General features: G+C 47.6%; 15 protein-coding genes. 7 read left to right on the top strand and 8 right to left on the bottom strand.

Annotated elements, in window-relative coordinates; genetic code table 11:
• Positions 1–84 precede the first annotated feature (84 nt).
• Positions 85–1,158 carry a peptide chain release factor 1 gene (prfA, locus tag EXU85_RS32905; protein ID WP_142776135.1) on the bottom strand — a complete coding sequence of 358 codons (1,074 nt, stop codon included), beginning with the start codon at positions 1,156–1,158 and terminating at the stop codon, positions 85–87.
• A gap of 191 nt (positions 1,159–1,349) precedes the next feature.
• Between prfA and EXU85_RS32900 the strand changes: the two genes are divergently transcribed.
• Positions 1,350–1,940, top strand: a complete 591-nt coding sequence (locus EXU85_RS32900) for a hypothetical protein (RefSeq protein ID WP_142776134.1) — start codon at positions 1,350–1,352, stop codon at positions 1,938–1,940.
• Here the strand turns inward: EXU85_RS32900 and mnmH are convergent.
• A complete protein-coding gene (mnmH, locus tag EXU85_RS32895) occupies positions 1,937–3,010 on the bottom strand; it encodes a tRNA 2-selenouridine(34) synthase MnmH (protein WP_142776133.1) in 1,074 nt (357 codons plus the stop codon). The two genes, EXU85_RS32900 and mnmH, sit on opposite strands and share 4 nt — an antisense overlap.
• A gap of 101 nt (positions 3,011–3,111) precedes the next feature.
• Positions 3,112–3,840 (bottom strand): pyridoxine 5'-phosphate synthase, encoded by a 729-nt coding sequence (locus EXU85_RS32890; protein WP_142776132.1) that lies wholly within the window; start codon positions 3,838–3,840, stop codon positions 3,112–3,114.
• A gap of 132 nt (positions 3,841–3,972) precedes the next feature.
• Between EXU85_RS32890 and EXU85_RS32885 the strand changes: the two genes are divergently transcribed.
• The 4 genes from EXU85_RS32885 to EXU85_RS32870 all read left to right on the top strand — a co-directional run bounded on the left by EXU85_RS32885 (position 3,973) and on the right by EXU85_RS32870 (position 7,721).
• Complete coding sequence (locus tag EXU85_RS32885) at positions 3,973–4,422, top strand: GatB/YqeY domain-containing protein (RefSeq protein ID WP_142776131.1); 450 nt, start codon at positions 3,973–3,975, stop codon at positions 4,420–4,422.
• A gap of 108 nt (positions 4,423–4,530) precedes the next feature.
• The gene (locus EXU85_RS32880; RefSeq protein WP_142776130.1) at positions 4,531–5,058 is read left to right on the top strand and encodes a CvpA family protein; all 528 of its coding nucleotides are present in this window, start codon (positions 4,531–4,533) and stop codon (positions 5,056–5,058) included.
• Positions 5,059–5,114: 56 nt separating this feature from the next.
• Complete coding sequence (gene rlmN, locus EXU85_RS32875; RefSeq protein ID WP_142776129.1) at positions 5,115–6,176, top strand: 23S rRNA (adenine(2503)-C(2))-methyltransferase RlmN; 1,062 nt, start codon at positions 5,115–5,117, stop codon at positions 6,174–6,176.
• 123 nt (positions 6,177–6,299) lie between these two features.
• Positions 6,300–7,721 carry an inorganic phosphate transporter gene (locus EXU85_RS32870; protein WP_142776128.1) on the top strand — a complete coding sequence of 474 codons (1,422 nt, stop codon included), beginning with the start codon at positions 6,300–6,302 and terminating at the stop codon, positions 7,719–7,721.
• Between the two features lie 70 nt (positions 7,722–7,791).
• Here EXU85_RS32870 and EXU85_RS32865 read toward each other — a convergent pair whose 3' ends face one another.
• From EXU85_RS32865 to EXU85_RS32850, 4 genes are all read right to left on the bottom strand, one after another.
• Positions 7,792–8,487: a DUF1080 domain-containing protein gene (locus tag EXU85_RS32865; RefSeq protein ID WP_142776127.1), complete on the bottom strand. Its 696-nt coding sequence runs from the start codon at positions 8,485–8,487 to the stop codon at positions 7,792–7,794.
• 28 nt (positions 8,488–8,515) lie between these two features.
• The gene (locus tag EXU85_RS32860) at positions 8,516–9,361 is read right to left on the bottom strand and encodes a formylglycine-generating enzyme family protein (RefSeq protein ID WP_142776126.1); all 846 of its coding nucleotides are present in this window, start codon (positions 9,359–9,361) and stop codon (positions 8,516–8,518) included.
• Positions 9,362–9,370: 9 nt separating this feature from the next.
• Positions 9,371–11,704: a HEAT repeat domain-containing protein gene (locus EXU85_RS32855; RefSeq protein WP_142776125.1), complete on the bottom strand. Its 2,334-nt coding sequence runs from the start codon at positions 11,702–11,704 to the stop codon at positions 9,371–9,373.
• A 100-nt stretch (positions 11,705–11,804) separates the two neighbouring features.
• A complete protein-coding gene (locus EXU85_RS32850; RefSeq protein WP_142776124.1) occupies positions 11,805–12,617 on the bottom strand; it encodes a 1-acyl-sn-glycerol-3-phosphate acyltransferase in 813 nt (270 codons plus the stop codon).
• A gap of 285 nt (positions 12,618–12,902) precedes the next feature.
• On the opposite strand from EXU85_RS32850, the gene EXU85_RS32845 reads away from it, so the two are divergent.
• Entirely contained in the window at positions 12,903–13,595 is a 693-nt protein-coding gene (locus tag EXU85_RS32845; RefSeq protein WP_142776123.1) for a porin family protein, read from the top strand.
• Between the two features lie 265 nt (positions 13,596–13,860).
• Positions 13,861–14,892 carry a fatty acid desaturase gene (locus EXU85_RS32840; protein WP_142776122.1) on the top strand — a complete coding sequence of 344 codons (1,032 nt, stop codon included), beginning with the start codon at positions 13,861–13,863 and terminating at the stop codon, positions 14,890–14,892.
• Positions 14,893–15,014: 122 nt separating this feature from the next.
• Here the strand turns inward: EXU85_RS32840 and EXU85_RS32835 are convergent, their stop codons facing one another.
• The gene (locus EXU85_RS32835; RefSeq protein ID WP_142776121.1) at positions 15,015–17,111 is read right to left on the bottom strand and encodes a thioredoxin family protein; all 2,097 of its coding nucleotides are present in this window, start codon (positions 17,109–17,111) and stop codon (positions 15,015–15,017) included.
• Positions 17,112–17,238 lie beyond the last annotated feature (127 nt).

Raw genomic sequence — 17,238 nt, 5'->3', positions numbered from 1 at the left:
TTCCTGTTTATATCCACGGGCTGAAGCCTGTATTTCAATTCTATCCACATTTGCGCGGGCTGAAGCCCGTGGGTACAACTAGGCTTAAGCCGTTGCGCCTTCTTTCAGCCGCTCGGCGTTTTCAGCGATGCGGAGTTGCTCGATAAATTCACCGATACCACCGTCCATAACGGCAGGGAGATTATATACTGTAAGACCAATGCGATGGTCGGTAACGCGACTTTGGGGGTAATTATAGGTCCGGATTTTATCGGAACGGTCGCCACTACCTACCATCGTTTTGCGCTGCGAAGCAATGGCATCATTGTGTTTCTGTAACTCGATTTCGTACAGGCGGGAACGTAATACCGTTAAGGCTTTATCGAAATTTTTCAACTGCGATCGTTCGTCCTGACACTGAACCACCAGACCCGTTGGAATGTGGGTCAAACGAACCGCTGAATAGGTCGTGTTAACCGACTGACCACCCGCCCCCGATGAACAGAACGTGTCCTTGCGAATGTCGTTCATGTTAATGTCAACGTCTACCTCTTCGGCTTCGGGAAGTACGGCTACGCTGGCGGCTGACGTGTGAATCCGGCCCTGGGTTTCGGTTGCGGGTACGCGTTGCACACGGTGAACTCCCGATTCAAACTTGAGCTTGCCGTATACATCTTCCCCTTCTACTTCGGTGATAATTTCTTTATAACCACCTGATGTACCCTCTGTATAATCGACGAGAGACATTTTCCAGCCCATTTTCTCGCAGAAGCGTTGGTACATCCGGAAAATATCGCCCGCAAAAATGGCGGCCTCATCGCCCCCGGTCCCCCCGCGAATTTCGAGGATAACGTTTTTACTATCGTTGGGGTCTTTGGGCATCAGCATTTCCTTAAGCGTTTCCTCCAGCGTATCCCGACGAGGCACTAGCTCGTCTAACTCGCCTTTGGCCATTTCCCGGAAATCTTCGTCCTTCTCGGTTGCGATGATTTGCTTGGCATTTTCAATTTCTTCGAGCAGTTGGGTGTACGCCTGGTACTGCACAACAATCTTTTCTAAATCCTTATATTCTTTACTTAGCTTCATGAAGCGCTTCTGGTCCGAAACGGCCTCGGGCTGCACAATTTGTTGAGCTACTTCGTTGAAGCGTTCACGAATGGCTTCTAACTGGTCAAGCATGAGTTATAACTTTATTTGTCGTTCCAATGGAATGACAAGACGATGTGACAATTAAGAAATACAAAATTACGAAAATCCCGTGGTCTGGCATCCCGGCAATTCAGCTTTGTATTGCGTAATTGCAACCAAGCCGACGCCAGGATGGTTTTCCTGATAAATGACGAAACGTAACCGCATTAAGTTCCTGTTATATGATACGCTCCTTGCTTCTGTTTTCTCTGTTAACCAGCTTTTTAGGGGCCTGTAATCCCGAACGGGTGCATTATACCAGTGAGCTAAAGGCAGAAATGGCCGACTCGAAGATTAAACGGATTACGAATGCTGACCTCATTGAAACTGTTGATAATCTTGGCACGAAAGTCAGTGTCGCAGTTGAAAAAGAGCTAACCACTCAACTCCAGAAAACGACAAATCCTGCTGAACGAGCCAAACTCTGTCAGCTACAAAATCTGCCTCGTACAAAAGCTATTGCCGAAAACTATGCACTGGATATCCGCTTACTAGGCGAAGCTGATATCCAGAATAAAGGGTTAAGCACTAAAGAGCGGGAAATCCTGGATGCTTATCTGTACGGCACCAAACAGAAAATGGTATCTAGTTCTAACATTCAGAAAATCACGGATACAACATTCGTGTACAATGTACCTGTTGCGGTCAATAGCCTGATTTGTGCAGCCTGTTTTAGCAATCAGGAGACACCCTTTGCGGTTTGGCACCTGGGTTTTAAGAAACGGGAAGTGGTTCGGCGGATGAGCGATACCAAGAAAAAGAAACAATCCTAGTAATTGGCGTTGACTGGCGAGCCCAAACTGCTGGCATTGGCCCACTCAATTAGTTGCCGTGCTGTTTCTGGTGGGTTATCTTCCTTAATGTCTATTGAGTGAATACGGTCAGCATCGCGCAGAGACAGCCCGTGCAGGTAGGCTTTATCGTAATAATCCAGTGTCAAATCAGCAACGGTAGCATAATCCTGACGGGCTAGTGCATCCAGCGCGTCTTTCGTCACTTTTCCGCCGAGTCGTTTCCGAATCCGTTCGGTTGCGGTAAAGAGGGTCGCTGGGTCGATTCCGGCGTATTCGGCTACTAGTCGCTGAATACGGATTTCTTTGGGAAGGTCGATAAAGGCTACAGGGGCAACCCTCATTTGTTGCCAGAGTGGCATTGGAATAAAGCAGGAGCCTATACTTCTACTTTCGTCTTCGAGCCATACTCGGCGGGAGGATGATTCGGGGAACTGGTCAAGTTGTCGCCACTTCGTAAACAGCTGATTTTCGAATTGCTCCGTGGCAGGTTGCGGTAACTGGCCGATGGCACCATAGGTCGACCCTTTATGGTGCGCCAGTCCTTCAAGATCAATGACCAGCTCTCCTTGTCGGGCCAGTTCTTTTAGTATATCCGTTTTGCCACTCCCTGTTTTTCCGCCCAGAATTATCAGATTTCGGGGTTCTGAAAAAGCCGCCAGAACAGCGTTACGATACGCTTTGTAGCCGCCGATAAGTGTGGAAGCCGTCAGGCCAGCCGTATCTAACAACCACGCGAAGGAGCCACTACGCATACCACCCCGCCAGCAATGTACAAGTACTTCTTTAGTTGCGGGATTGAGTTTTTTCGATTGTTTAACAAAATCGGCAAGTTTTGGCCCGACCAAACTAAGACCAAGTAGCACAGCCGCATCTTTCCCCGCGTTCTTATACTTCGTGCCGACCAGCGCCCGTTCCTCATTATCAAACAGTGGAATGCTGATGGCACCCGGAATATGCGCATGGTCATACTCCCCCGGCGACCGAACGTCAATAACGGGTAGGTCCTGGGCTTTGTCTAAAAAAGCATCAACGGATAACTTATGAATCATTCTGGTCGGACCGCCGACGCGGCCGATAGTTAGCAAATTTATAGATTTACAGGATTTTGTTATTTATTCGTTTCTGTTGGAAGCAAAATCAGATAAATCCTTTAATCAGTGTAATCCCGGTTCAGACAGCGTAAATACATCTGAATCGTATTCTCTAATCCAAAGTAAAGCGCATCGCAAATAAGCGCATGGCCAATGGAAACTTCTTCCAGCCCAGGCACTTGCTCGTTGAAATAACGCAGATTTTCTAAACTCAGGTCGTGGCCAGCGTTCAGGCCCAGACCTAGTTCGTTCGCTCGTTTGGCCGCCCGAACAAACGGAGCCACCGCAGCTTCTCGATTCTCGGCATAGTGCGTTGCGTAGGGTTCTGTATATAACTCGATTCGGTCGGTACCAACGGCTTTGGCACCTTCCACCATACGTTCGTCGGCATCAACGAAAATAGACACGCGAATGCCATCGGCTTTGAAGGTGTCAATTAACTGACGGAGGTGATCGGCATGGCGAATGGTATCCCAACCGGCATTGGAGGTAATGGCATCGGGAGCGTCGGGTACGAGTGTTACCTGAGCAGGCTTCACCCGCTTTACCAGTTCGATGAACCGATCATCGGGATTTCCTTCAATATTGAATTCAGTTGTAACAACGTCGTGAAGATCCAGAACGTCCTGATAGCGGATATGCCGCTCATCGGGACGGGGGTGAACCGTAATGCCCTGTGCTCCGAACCGTTCGCAGTCGAGAGCCACCTGTACCAGATTTGGATTATTTCCACCCCGTGCATTCCGGATGGTAGCAATTTTGTTGATATTAACGCTTAAACGAGTCATCAGCTAATGAAAAATGAGTAATGTACAATGAACAATGACTGGTTTCTTAACTTTGCCAAACCGATGATGGTTCATGGTGCTACGACCAATAAACCATTATCAATTTTACATTCTACATTATTCATTACGACAATGGCATTAAAAGCACAAATTGACGCCGATATAAAACAGGCTATGCTGGCTAAAGATCAGGACAAACTTCGCGCGTTACGAGCCGTGAAGTCCATGATCCTGCTCGAAGAAACCAAAGAAGGTCAAACCGGCGAACTAAAACCCGAAGACGAAACTAAAATTCTGACCAAAGCGGTAAAGCAGCGGAAAGACTCTGCCGACATCTATCGCCAACAGAATCGCCCTGATTTGCTGGCTGTAGAAGAAGCGGAGATTGCGGTTATTGAGCAGTATCTGCCCAAGCAGCTTTCCGAATCCGAACTGAAAGAAAAACTACAGGCTATCATTATCCGCCTTGGTGCCTCCGTGCCATCGGATATGGGTAAAGTAATGGGCGTAGCAACTAAAGAACTAGCTGGCCAGACTGATGGAAAAGCCATTTCGGCCATGGTGAAGGTATTGTTACAATGAGCGAAAGAGAGAATGAGTGAAAGAGCGGATTGCTGATGCAAGCTCTTTGCGCTCTTTCATTCTTTCACTCATTCACTCATTAAAAATTTGAACACCCTCGACTTGCTCATGATCATCCCCCTTGCCTGGGGCGTTTTTAACGGCTATCGCAAAGGCCTCCTGGTGGAGATCGTAGCCGTTATTGCCTTTGTGGTAGCCATGATTGTCGGGTTTAAATTTCTGGCTTTTGGTATTGACTTGCTCAGTCCCTACATCAGCCGCGAATTGGCCCGGAAAATCCTGCCATGGCTAGGCTTTTCGGTGATCTTCTTCCCAACTGTATTGATGATCAATCAGATGGGGTTGGCCATCCGACGGTCGCTTAAGTATTCTGTACTGGGAACATTTGATAGTGTAGCAGGAGCCGCTGTAGGTCTTTTTACATGGGTCTTTGGAATTAGTGTTATCCTTTGGTTGTTAAGCCATATGGGCGTAAAAATGCCCGCTCGCCAGGCAGAAACGGCATTCTTGTATCCTTACATACGGCCTATTGCGCCCAAAGTGATGGATAAAGCAGCCGTTTGGGTACCGAAAGGGCTCGAAGCCGGAAAAAAATGGCGGGCAGAAAATGTAAAGAGCGAAAGAGTAAAAGAGTGAAAGAGTGGTTTTTCTGCTTTCGCTCTTTTGCTATTCACTCTTTCGCTCTTTGAATCATGAAACAAGACATCCGTAAACTGACTGCGGTTCAGTTAAAAGACTGGTTTACTCAAAACGGCGAACAAGGGTTCCGAGCCAAACAGGTCCATGAATGGCTTTGGAAAAAATCGGCACTTTCGTTTGAGCAGATGACGAATCTGTCGCTGCCAACGCGCGAGTTGCTGAATACAAACTTTGAGATTCGTCCATTAACTGTCGATCAGCAGCAGCGCAGCAACGACGGTACGATTAAATCCTCATTTCGACTTTTTGATGGCAATCTGGTAGAAGGCGTTCTGATTCCATCGCTGCGCCATGACGACCGTGACGACGGACCGACAGCCCGAATGACTGCCTGTGTATCAAGTCAGGTGGGTTGTTCGCTGACCTGTAAGTTCTGCGCAACGGGCTACATGGATCGCAAGCGGAATCTCGACGCTGCTGAAATCTACGACCAGGTGGTAGCCATCGACCGGCAGGCGAAGGATAATTACGATGTTCCCCTCTCCAACATTGTGTACATGGGCATGGGTGAGCCGCTATTGAATTATAAAAACGTACTGGAATCCGTGGACCGTATTACGTCGGCTGATGGATTGGGTATGTCGCCGAAGCGGATTACGGTGTCAACGGCGGGTATTGCTAAAATGATTCGGCAACTTGGCGACGATGCCGTGAAGTTCAATCTTGCGCTTTCGCTCCATGCCGCCAATGATCAGAAGCGGGATCAGATTATGCCCATCAACGAGAGTAATACGCTGGAGGCTTTGGGCGATGCACTGGGTTATTTCTACAAGAAAACGGGAACCCGTATTACGTTCGAGTATATCCTCTTTTATAATTTCAACGATACCTTGCAGGACGCCCAGGAACTCTGGAAATTCACAAAGCGCGTTCCGGCTAAGATCAATATTATTGAATACAACCCGATTGCCGAGGCTAATTTTAAAAATACCGATCCCCAGACACTAGATAAATTCGCAGGCTTTTTAGAAACTAAAGGCGTAACGGTAAATGTGCGTCGGAGTCGTGGCAAAGATATTGATGCGGCCTGTGGTCAACTAGCGGGGAAGAAGTAGAGCTGCCTACTTGCGGCTCTACTTAACAATTTGGTAATACTGCTCTCCTAAGTTTGTCTTACTTTTGTGGCAATCATTGGCTTACGGACCCACTGTTTGCCTGTACACAGAAGACACCCACTCATGTTTGGATTAGAAACGGATGTTTTTATCCTCCTCTTCATCAGCTTATTTGCTGCTTGTGCTTTTGAATTTGTAAATGGTTTCCATGATACAGCCAACGCTGTAGCAACCGTCATTTATACCAATTCGCTGAAACCCACTGTTGCCGTTGTCTGGTCCGGTATTTGCAATTTCACTGGCGTATTGCTGGGTGGTATTGGCGTTGCAATGGGTATTGTAAACCTGCTACCTGTTGAATTACTGGTTGATCAGAACGTGTATCATAGCGTGGCTATGGTGCTGGCCTTGCTACTGAGCGCTATTATCTGGAATTTAGGAACGTGGTATTTTGGTATTCCCAGTTCAAGCTCGCATACACTCATTGGTTCCATCCTAGGCGTTGGCCTTGCTTTCTCAACCTTGCCTGAAAATACAGCCGGAGCCGCTGTTAACTGGGACAAAGCCATCGAAACCGGCGAAGCCTTATTACTATCGCCATTGCTGGGTTTCAGTCTCGCCATCGTATTGATGTTTGTACTTCGCCGGTTAGTGGCCGAGGACGTGAAAGCACAGCTTTTTAAAGAGCCTAAGAAAAACAGCGAACCACCTACCTGGATTCGGGCTGTATTGATTGCTACCTGTTCTTTAGTGAGTTTTTTCCACGGTAGTAATGATGGACAGAAAGGGGTTGGTTTGATTATGCTTATCCTGATTGGGATTGTGCCTTACCACTTTGCCATTAAATCCGACCTCGATCCAAGGTTGATGCAGACGAACATCACGGGTATCGAGCAAACCATTGCAGTGCTGGATTCCAATCAGCTTTCGCCCATTAACCGGGATCGGCTGGCACAAACCCGTATTGAACTGACTGAATTAAAGCTGCTAATAAACGGAGCACTTGTTGATAAGAAAATTCCGAACGAAAAACGTCTGGATGTCCGGAAGGATTTGCTGTTGATTAACAGCAATATGAAAAAAATTACGGCCGACGAAGGTGCCAACGTAAGTGCAAGCCAAATGGCGACTTTGAACAAAAGCCTTGGTGAAGAAAGTGGTTTGCGTCGGTTTACGGACTATGCACCGTTCTGGGTTATCCTGATGATTGCGCTTTCATTAGGCCTGGGTACCATGATTGGCTGGCGCCGGATTGTGGTAACGGTGGGTGAAAAAATTGGTAAGCAGCACCTGACTTACGCCCAGGGTGCATCTGCCGAATTAGTGGCTGCAACAATGATTGGAGTTGGCACTTGGTTGAAGTTGCCAATTAGTACCACACACGTTTTGTCATCTGGAATTGCCGGGAGTATGGTGGCCAGTAAAGGGGTTAAAAACCTGCAGGCTTCTACTGTTCGGAACATTGCTCTGGCCTGGGTACTTACCCTACCCGTTTCGATATTGCTATCGTTTACCCTCTATATTTTCTTCCGCTGGCTTTTGTAGTAAAGTAACGTGGCCCTCTGGTCCGCATAGTTGAAGACTATTCTATAGCTATGCGGACCAGAGGGCCACGTTACAATTCTTTAATGGCAATATTCCGGAAGCGGTGGGCAGCACCGGGTTTCCAGGAATTGGCCATATTGAAAGACTCCGCTGCCGCCGAATACACGGCTGACCAGTGCGCCTGAAGGCCAATCATGCCTTTTGTTTCACCCGCCACAAAGTCGTTTACGGGTTCTGTAACGTCCCACATAAATTGATCGTTTACCCATAAGCGAATATGGGGAATGTCGCCTTCCATACGGATACGGAATGAATTCCATTCGCCGGGTTTCCAGACTTTAGCAATCGTTTCGGCACGAGCGCCCTTACTCACATTCATCCGCTCACCTAACAGATCACCTAAGCCTCCGGGCATAGCCAGTTCTATTTGATAAGCGGCCCCACTTTCGGTGGAGCGAATAAAGATGCCCCCGTTGCAAAACGAGTCAACTTTTGCTTCTAGGTACAATTCGAAATTGCCGTATTTTTTATCGGTTAGCAGAACACCACCTTGCCCATACGGGTATTGTTTTAGCGTAATGACGCCGTTTTCTACGTAAAAATTACCGGTAGTACCCTGGTGCGATGTTCGGCTGGTGTGCCATCCTTTCAGGTCTTTTCCGTTGAAAAGTGGTGTGAAGCCCGATGGGATTTTGCCAATCTGAGCATTGGCAGTGCTTACTATCAGTGTAAGTAGGAGGAGGCTAATTAATTTCCTGCGAGTCATAGATACGACCATCTTGTTGTTGGGTTGATTACTTGACTTCCATGACGATCCGGAATCCAATATCCCAGCCGTTGCCTGGACCTGCTGCGTGGGTCATATAGGTCGCATTTTTTACATCGCCCACAAACGAGGCTCCTTTCAGCACATGCTGGCTACCTGTGCGGGGTGAGCCGGTTGGGTCGGCAAAGAGTTTCTCGTTGTAATAATCCTGAACCCACTCCCAAACGTTGCCTAGCGTATCGTAAAGTCCCCAGGCATTAGGCGTTTTCTGGCCTACCTTACTAGTCGTTGTTGATCCCATCTGTGCCGATGCCCAAATGGCTTTCCACGAAATATCATCCTGTGCGCCTGCACGAGCAGCATACTCCCATTCGAATTCGGTAGGTAACCGGTAATGATTGTCTTTATCCAGTGCATTTAATTTCGTCAGGAATTTCTGAACATCCTGCCAGGAAACCTGCTCAACCGGATGCTGGTCTGCCTCGTCCTTAACCTTGCTCCCCTGAAAAGCGGATGGGTTCATGCCCATAACCTGCTTCCATTGGGCCTGAGTTACCTCAAATTTGCCAATGTAGTATGGGCGATTGATCTTGACCGTAAAGCCGGGCCGTGCATCCTGCTTAACCAATGTTTCGGCGAGTTGATAATCTTGTTGAGTCCACGGCATGCCCGGCTCGCTCTTTTTAGATGCCTCTGTTGGCTGAGGCTGGTGCGGATAGGGTGGCTGAAATCGTCCAACAATCATGCTCCCCGGCTGAATGAGTACGAACTCCATTCCAATTCGATTCGTAAACGTGGATTCCTGCGCAAATAGGGCGTGCGTGCCAAGTAAGAGCAGAAAACCCGGAAATTTTTTTAAGAAGGACAGGTTCATGACAAGCGATTATTTATGAGACTTATCCTTGTCCTCAGGTTTGCTCCAGTTGGTTCGTTCGGCCCGGCCTAACTTAAATATTTCCAGTTCCTGCTGGGTCATCCCCGCCGAAATAACGGGCGTATTGGCGCGTGTGTAAGCAACTTCTTCTGGCGTAACAACGGAGGATTTATTACCTAATTCGCTGCTGTTTCGGACGTAGCTCAATACTGAGGCAATCCATTTATCGTCGTTACTGGCCATTGAGGGCATCATATCCGGGTAGGTCTTGCCATCAACGGGACCTCGCATACCGTTTAGTAGCAACTGCATCAGGAGGGTTTTGTCGCCTTTTACGCGGGGCGAGCCGACTAAAGGAGGAGCTGGCATTTGCTTGCCACCCATCGCGATTCCTTTGCCATCGGGGCCATGACAGGTAGCGCAGAGTTGTTTAAAAATCGTGGCTCCTCGCGTTACCAATGCGCGGTCGGCGGGGCTTAGGTTGCGGGTTCGTTCCTGCTCGGCCTGGAGCATCTTCTGCGACTCGGCAAACGTAGTGAATGAGAACTGCATGAGTTCGTTCTTTGGGTTTTCGGCTAGTAGCGTTTTAACGAGCGCCTGCGTTTGGGGCGTTTTATGGCTACGAAGTGATAACGCCAACTGGATGCGAACATCGGCGCTTGGGTCAGCTTTTAGGGAGGCCAGTTTCTCGATTACTTCCGGGTCTTTTTTCTTTAGATAATACTCACTAACCCAGACGGCTGTCTTTCTGACTTGTGGATCAGCGTCGGTAAATGCGCGAAAAAGGGTTGGTTTGTCAATGGCATCTAAGCCTTCCAGCGTCCATAAGGCATGAATACGGGCTAATGGACTAGGTGCTTTCGCCAGCGATGCTTTTTCACCAGTGGCTATCTGTTTTAAGCTCGGCACAACCGATTGGTCGTTCTTTATGATCAGCAATAATTGGGCATTGTCGCGCCACCAGCCGTTGGGATGATCGAGGTAGGTAACCAACTGATTAGCCGATTCATTGAGCATGTTTGGCTTACGTGTGTCGCGCTTGAAGTCATCGTGCACCACGCGGTAAATACGGCCCATTCCCCGATTTTTGTACAAGCCTTTCTGCTGAATGATCCCCCCTAAATACGAACCGGGCTTTGTCCATTCGCTTTCCTGAATGATGCCGTGGTACATATCCACAATGTAAAAACAGCCATCGGGACCCGTATACGTATTGATGGGGCGGAAATTCATATCTGCCGATGCCAGCCAATCTTGCTGTTTGTAGGCATCTTCGATGTAAATTTTCCCGTTTTTGTTGCTCACTTTCCCACGTTTGATAATCCGCCCTACAGGCTCTGGAATGAAATAATCGCCCTGCATATCCGCGGGTAAGCGGTCGCCCCGGAAAATAGATTGCCCACAGCCCGACGTGTACTTGTTCAGCGTATTATCTTCGGGTCGTAACGCTTCTCGTCCGCCCTGCGCATCGACAGTTCCGATAATTGGCCAGGGCTTTGTGAAATCTTCGGAATATTGATCGGCAAAGTTCAGGGCCCCATAAGCCGGGTTTTGCTGAATCTGCACAGCCGGTAATCCGGGGCCAGCTTCTGAGTAAAATAAGCGACCGTAATTGTCGGTCGTCATGCCCCATTGGCCAATCATGTTGTCTACGAGGGTGTCGGCCAGCAGTTTTCCGTTCCTGTATTTATACCGAAGGTTATCACGCGTGGGGTAAATCCAGTTATCCAGATTCCAAATCATCCCGCCATTCTGATGTTCCAAATTTCGGGAGTCGATGGCGTCGTTCTTAAAGACTATTTTTTTCTCATCGGCCTTTCCGTCGCCGTTAGTATCCCGATAGCTCCAGATGTGCTGAACATTGGTAATGCCCACCAATAATTGATCACCTACGGGCAAAATGGTGCGAGGTAAAACAAGGCTGTCAATGAAGATGGTCGATTTGTCCATTTTGCCATCGCCATCCGTATCCTCCAACCGTTTAATCCGGCTTGTTGGCGCATATTCTCCGGTAGCGCTGGCATCCTTCATGTAGGTATTCATCTCGGCTACATACAGTCTGCCGTTGCCATCCCAGGCCAGTGCAACCGGCTCCTGAATCATGGGCTCGCTGGCTACCAGTTCAATATGATATCCGGGCGGTAATTGAATTTTTTTTAGACTTGCTTCCGGCGATAAGGGCTCTACAGACGGATTTGTATCCAGTACGACTCGGGTAAAGTCTTTGCTGGAAGACGTTTTATAGGACTTGTTACAACTAACGGAAACGAAGATGAGTGCAAGAAGAAAGACAGAGAAAAGGCAACTTTTGCGATCCGGGTTTACTTCGGAAAACGGTTTCATAACAATTCGGCTTTAGGAATAAGGGGGCTTTGTCATTCGCTTATAAATAAGGTGGGTTGACAAAGGAGGTATAGGTTATCAAAAGTAGCGGTTGTTCCAATCAACTTTTTTCCTGCGCCCACTCAGGAGCGTCCTGTTCAATGGCATGACGAACTTTGGCGACAATGTCATCGACCGTATCATCGGGACTATAATGCAAAGGTGCTTTAAACTGGACTGTCAGGAGTGTATTTCGTTTTTTGAAGCGTAACCCCTTTTTATCGAAGGCGCGACGAAAGCCATTGATAACAACGGGTATAACGATTGGCTGGTTGTTTTTCAGGAGGTGCCCAGTCCCTTTCCGAACGGGGGCATAAGGCGTAGTAGTACCTTGTGGGAAACTCACTACCCAACCGTGAGCTAAGGCTTTTCCAATTTTCTCATTGGCAGTATTATCAACTGCTCGCTGCACTTCACGCCCTTCTGCCCGCCAGGATCGTTCGATTGTCAGGGCGCCACCCGCAGCAAAAACACGGGGCACGAAGCCTTTTTTCATGGTTTCAGAAGCCGCCACGTAATACTGCCGCGCACGAGGGCCGAACAGATAAACAGGTGGTACCATTGTGTTCTGAAACCCCCATTTTACGGCGCAGAAGATGTGGAAAAACGCAATGACATCGGCAAAGTAGGTCTGATGATTTGATAGAAACAGAACGTTATTGATGGGCAGATTTTCTAAGTTTTCGGTTCCTTCAATCTGAATCCGATTCACTACGGTATAACGCGCATAGGTCAGCCAACCAACCGTGCCAATCAGTATTCGTCTGATTAGTAACGAACTGCCGAAAGGATCACACTCAAATAGGCCCAGCACATCTAGCGGCATCAGGAACTTAGGCAGATAGCTGAACTTAGTTGGCTTAATGTACTTCATCGTTAGGTTAAGGATCGTAGGTTATTGGTAAAGTTACGAGACCGCTACAATGTTTTCAACAAAAAATACAATTGGCTGATTATCAGAGAAAAACGTGCGGTAGTGACGCTACATGGAAAGATTTTAAACGGATCGCCATATTTTTTTTTGATCGGGATTAATCCTTTCTGAAGTCGTGTCCTCTAACCAACGAAAACGCCAATAACTAATCACGTCGCCTATCGCCTACGCTTTACACAATCAATTTCAGGTTCTCATTTCTTAGTCTATTTTCCCTTCAATACCATGAAACGAATTGTGCTTGCCGGTGTTCTTGCCTTCTTTGGCTTATTTTCTATCCAAACGTCTTTTGCTCAGGTTCAGGTCGGTATCCGGGGTGGTGCCAACTGGGGCTTTGCGTCCAAACCCGACTTTCTGGGTAGTATGATGCCTGATTTTCATCCAACGGCTGGACCAACCGGCGCTATCTTCCTGGATATTCCGTTGAGTGATCGTGTTTCCTTCCGCCCCGAACTGGCGTATGTACAGAAAGGTGTCGCTATAAAAGAAGGTTTCGATCTTAATCTGGGTGGGTTTAATCTTCCACTAGGTGCCACCATTGCCTACCAATCGCAACAACTTGAAGTGCCACTGCTGTTTAAATTTAATCTGAGCGATGGTCCTGTTCAGCCGTATATTATTGCAGGTCCGGCAGTGAGTTATGCGCTCGATGGTCGTGTCCGGACTCGCGCTTCGGGTTTGTTTACAACGCAACCTTACGATATAGATGTCAATTATGGTGGTATGCTAAACCGCTGGGATGTTAGTGCGGTGGGTGGCTTAGGTCTGGCGTTCGATGCCGGTGCGGGTAAGTTCTTTATTGAAGGACGATATACAAATGGCTTTACACGTCAGATACAGGTGCCTGTTGTAAATGTTAACGTTCGGAATCGTGGAGTTGCTTTTTCGGTAGGCTATTCATTCCCAATTGGCTATTAGTAGAGTTAGTGTGGTCGTGTAGTAAGTTATCCGACACTATTCTCCTTATTCCACTCATTTAACTCACCACTATAGAATTTATGTTTTTTGTTGAATCAACCTGAATCAGTAAAGGCGGGGCTGCTCAGTTCCGCCTTTCTCGTTTTAATGATGAAAATATGACTAAAGTCAGGAAATTTTCGGCTGAGAAAATAGCGTTACCAGCTGAAAATGTGTTAATTTTACTCTTCATTTTTCACCGAATTTGTACGGCGACACCTCATCTATGGCAACGTTAACTGATTTTGTACGTTCAAACGCTTCCGAACCTCACCGAATTCGCACCCGACAAATCCTTAAATCTCACCCCGAAATCAAGAAACTGATCGGTCAGAAAAACCCGAATACGTTTTGGGTAGCTGCCTTTTGTGTAGTTCTGATGACGGGTATCGCCTGGCTCGTTCGTGACCAATCGTGGTGGATTGTGGTTGCGGCTGCCTGGTTTATTGGCGCCTTCCCGGCACACACGCTATTCGTTTGTATTCACGAAGCGGCTCATAATCTGATCTTTCGAAAGCCGACAGCTAATATGTGGGCGGCTATTTTTGCCAACCTCCCAACCGTATTCCCAACGGCATTAACGTTTAAGAATTTCCATATCAAGCACCATGCTTTTCAGGGGGTTCACGAACTGGATGCCGATTTGCCGGACTGGTACGAGGCTCGGTTAATTAAAAACTACGCCATTGGCAAGGCGATCTGGTTGTTGTTCTATCCTATTTTTCAGGGTATTCGTACGCTGCGGATGAAAGAACTAGCCGTTTTTGACAAATGGGTAATTGCCAATTTTATTGTTCAGATTACATTTGATGTGCTGATCGTAACCCTGTTTGGCTGGAAAGCATTGGCCTTCATGGTGCTGTGTCTGTTCTTTTCGGTTGGTCTTCATCCATTGGGTGCGCGCTGGGCCCAGGAGCACTTCCTGACACTTGATCCACAACAAGAGACCTACAGTTATTATGGTCCCCTTAACGGGCCTAATCTGAACGTAGGGTTCCACAATGAGCACCACGATTTTCCGTCTATTCCCTGGAATAAGCTACCAGAAATTAAGAAATCGGCTCCCGAGTATTACGAGTCGCTGAAATATCATACATCGTTTGTGAAGCTATTTTTCCTCTTCCTATTCGATCAGGAGATATCGCTTTTTTCGCGAATTGTTCGTAAGGAACGTGGTCGTGTTCTGGTTTCCGATCAATCGAGACCCGATATGGAGTTGATACAAGCGCAGGAAGCACCAGCCCAAACGGCCGCTTAGTCAATCTGCTTTCTTATAAAAAATCCCCGCCAGACTCTGGCGGGGATTTTTTGTTGTAGCGCGGACATCTTGTTCGCTTAATTATTCGTAGGCAAAGCGGACAGGATGTCTGCGCTACACTTCTAAAATTTCGCTTTTCCTGAATCCAGAAACGCAACGAAGTTGGCTATATCCCGATCGTAGTTCTTAGGAGCTACAAGCAGTTTGCCATCGCCGTTTACCAGGCAGTAATGCGGCTGGGCGTTGTTATTGTATTTCGTGATCTGCAAATCGGCATTCTGAGCACCAATCGTTTTCTTGACTTTTTGATCGTAGGTGGAGGTATACCACTCAGTTTCGGGAAGTTCGGTTTTGTCGTCCACGTAAAGTGCCAACATCACGAAATCATTCTGTAATCGCGACATCACCGCCGGGTCCGACCAAACGCGGGCTTCCATTTCCCGACAGTTTACACAACCGTGACCAGTGAAATCAATAAATACGGGTTTATTTACTTGTTTAGAGTAAGCTAATGCCTGTTTGTAATCGAAAAAGCCCTGTAAGCCGTGCGGCAGGTGAAATAAATCAGCATGCTTGATCGTCGGATTTCCGGTTAAGGCTGCCTGCTGCTGGCCACTTCCAGAAGCCTGCCCATGCAGATTGAAATCCTGCGACGTTTCGGGCGGTAGATAGCCTGATAAGGCTTTCAGCGGAGCGCCCCACAAACCGGGAATCATGTAGACGACAAATGAGAATGTCGCGATGGCTAGCAGGAGTTTCTGTACACTGATGAACTTAACCTCGCTATCGTGAGGAAGACGAAGTTTACCCAGGAAATAAAAGCCAATCAGTGCGAAAATGACAATCCATAGCGATAGAAAAACCTCCCGATCGAGCAGGTGCCAGTGATAAACCTGATCGGCCACGCTTAGGAACTTGAAGGCAAGCGCTAATTCCAGAAAACCCAGAACCACCTTTACAGAGTTCAGCCAGCCACCCGAACGGGGTAAGTTTTTGAGCCATTGTGGGAAGGCCGCAAACAAGGTGAACGGTATGGCAAAAGCCGACGAAAACGCGGCCATTCCTAAAATAGGTTTAACAACCTCGCCACCAGCCGATGCCACCAACAAACTGCCAACAATAGGCCCCGTGCAGGAAAATGATACCAGTACCAGTGTGAAGGCCATGAAGAAAATCCCCGTAATGCCACCTTTCTCCGACTTTGCATCAGCCTGATTGATGAGTGAGTTTGGCAGTACAATCTCAAACAGACCCAGAAAGGATAGTCCAAAAATGAAGAAGGTGGCAAAAAACAAAACGTTCGGCAGCCAGTGTGTGCTAACAAAGTTGGCAAAAGCCGGGCCGTTAAACCGCGAGACAACTGTACCAATCAGCACGTAAATACCAATAATAAAAGCACCATACAGAAAGGCTTTCCACATGCCGCCCTGCTGGTTGGTGAAAAAACTAACCGTTGCTGGAATAATCGGGAACACACAAGGCGTGAGCAAAGCAACCAGCCCTGACAGAAAAGCGGCTAACAGAAATCCGCCCAGTGATTCCTGTGGCGTATTCTTGGACCCTTCTACCGATAAATCCGGAATTTTAACCGCTTCCTTAACTGTAGTCTCTTCGGGTTTAGCTTCTTCCGTTGCTGTCAGTGCGGGTGCTGGCGTAATAGCTGCAACTGCTGTTTCGGAGGTTGGTTTGGTAACCGTAGAGGCTGTGGTTGGTGTTGAGGCTACTGCTGTTGTAGTAGCCGGTGCAGAAACCACTAAGCCCGTGATAGAAAAATCTTCATTCCCAGGAATGCACTGACCATCCTTATCGGTACAGACCTGATAATCAACATTGCCTTCAATAACTGGCTTATCACTGAGAATTTTGATACGTTGCGAAAACTGTGCTGCGCCGTGCATTACATACGTATCGCCCTCAAATACCTCCTCATATTTAGTTTCGACCTTACTCACAGGTTTTACTTTTCCGACCAGCTCAAAGCTTTTGTTAGGGGTAAGCTTAATAACTGTTGGTAGAGGACCGTCAATTTTTGAATTGACATCCGACGAGTAGATATGATAACCAGTTTGAACGTTAGCGGTGAACCGGAGTTCAACGACCTCGCCAACTTTTGCTGATGATTTGACCGGCTTATAGGTCCAGGTGACTGGTTTTAGAATCTGGGCAAACGTAGCGAGGGGTAGCAAGAGCCACACCGCAAGCGTAAGAATTGATTTCATCCCGCTTTGGGTAAGTGATGGTTTGTTTGAAGAACAGAAATACTGCAAAAATATTCCATTTTTAGAGCCTCTATACAAGAGAAAACCCCAGCTTAGGCCAGGGTTTCTTTATAACGCAGGAAAAGTA

Origin of the sequence: Spirosoma sp. KCTC 42546 (assembly GCF_006965485.1) — a bacterium.
Lineage (GTDB): Bacteria > Bacteroidota > Bacteroidia > Cytophagales > Spirosomataceae > Spirosoma.
The sequence above is the reverse complement of the archived record's forward strand: the minus strand, read 5'-3'. Positions and strand labels throughout refer to the sequence as shown.

What these genes read in the sequence shown, in the direction of transcription:
- EXU85_RS32870 (WP_142776128.1), top strand. Translation starts at nt 6,300, where the DNA reads ATGTTTGGATTAGAAACGGATGTTTTTATCCTCCTCTTCATCAGCTTA.
- rlmN (WP_142776129.1), top strand. Translation starts at nt 5,115, where the DNA reads ATGAAACAAGACATCCGTAAACTGACTGCGGTTCAGTTAAAAGACTGG.
- EXU85_RS32855 (WP_142776125.1), bottom strand. Translation starts at nt 11,704, where the DNA reads ATGAAACCGTTTTCCGAAGTAAACCCGGATCGCAAAAGTTGCCTTTTC.
- EXU85_RS32850 (WP_142776124.1), bottom strand. Translation starts at nt 12,617, where the DNA reads ATGAAGTACATTAAGCCAACTAAGTTCAGCTATCTGCCTAAGTTCCTG.
- EXU85_RS32865 (WP_142776127.1), bottom strand. Translation starts at nt 8,487, where the DNA reads ATGACTCGCAGGAAATTAATTAGCCTCCTCCTACTTACACTGATAGTA.
- prfA (WP_142776135.1), bottom strand. Translation starts at nt 1,158, where the DNA reads ATGCTTGACCAGTTAGAAGCCATTCGTGAACGCTTCAACGAAGTAGCT.
- EXU85_RS32845 (WP_142776123.1), top strand. Translation starts at nt 12,903, where the DNA reads ATGAAACGAATTGTGCTTGCCGGTGTTCTTGCCTTCTTTGGCTTATTT.
- EXU85_RS32840 (WP_142776122.1), top strand. Translation starts at nt 13,861, where the DNA reads ATGGCAACGTTAACTGATTTTGTACGTTCAAACGCTTCCGAACCTCAC.
- EXU85_RS32860 (WP_142776126.1), bottom strand. Translation starts at nt 9,361, where the DNA reads ATGAACCTGTCCTTCTTAAAAAAATTTCCGGGTTTTCTGCTCTTACTT.
- EXU85_RS32890 (WP_142776132.1), bottom strand. Translation starts at nt 3,840, where the DNA reads ATGACTCGTTTAAGCGTTAATATCAACAAAATTGCTACCATCCGGAAT.
- EXU85_RS32885 (WP_142776131.1), top strand. Translation starts at nt 3,973, where the DNA reads ATGGCATTAAAAGCACAAATTGACGCCGATATAAAACAGGCTATGCTG.
- mnmH (WP_142776133.1), bottom strand. Translation starts at nt 3,010, where the DNA reads ATGATTCATAAGTTATCCGTTGATGCTTTTTTAGACAAAGCCCAGGAC.
- EXU85_RS32900 (WP_142776134.1), top strand. Translation starts at nt 1,350, where the DNA reads ATGATACGCTCCTTGCTTCTGTTTTCTCTGTTAACCAGCTTTTTAGGG.
- EXU85_RS32835 (WP_142776121.1), bottom strand. Translation starts at nt 17,111, where the DNA reads ATGAAATCAATTCTTACGCTTGCGGTGTGGCTCTTGCTACCCCTCGCT.
- EXU85_RS32880 (WP_142776130.1), top strand. Translation starts at nt 4,531, where the DNA reads ATGATCATCCCCCTTGCCTGGGGCGTTTTTAACGGCTATCGCAAAGGC.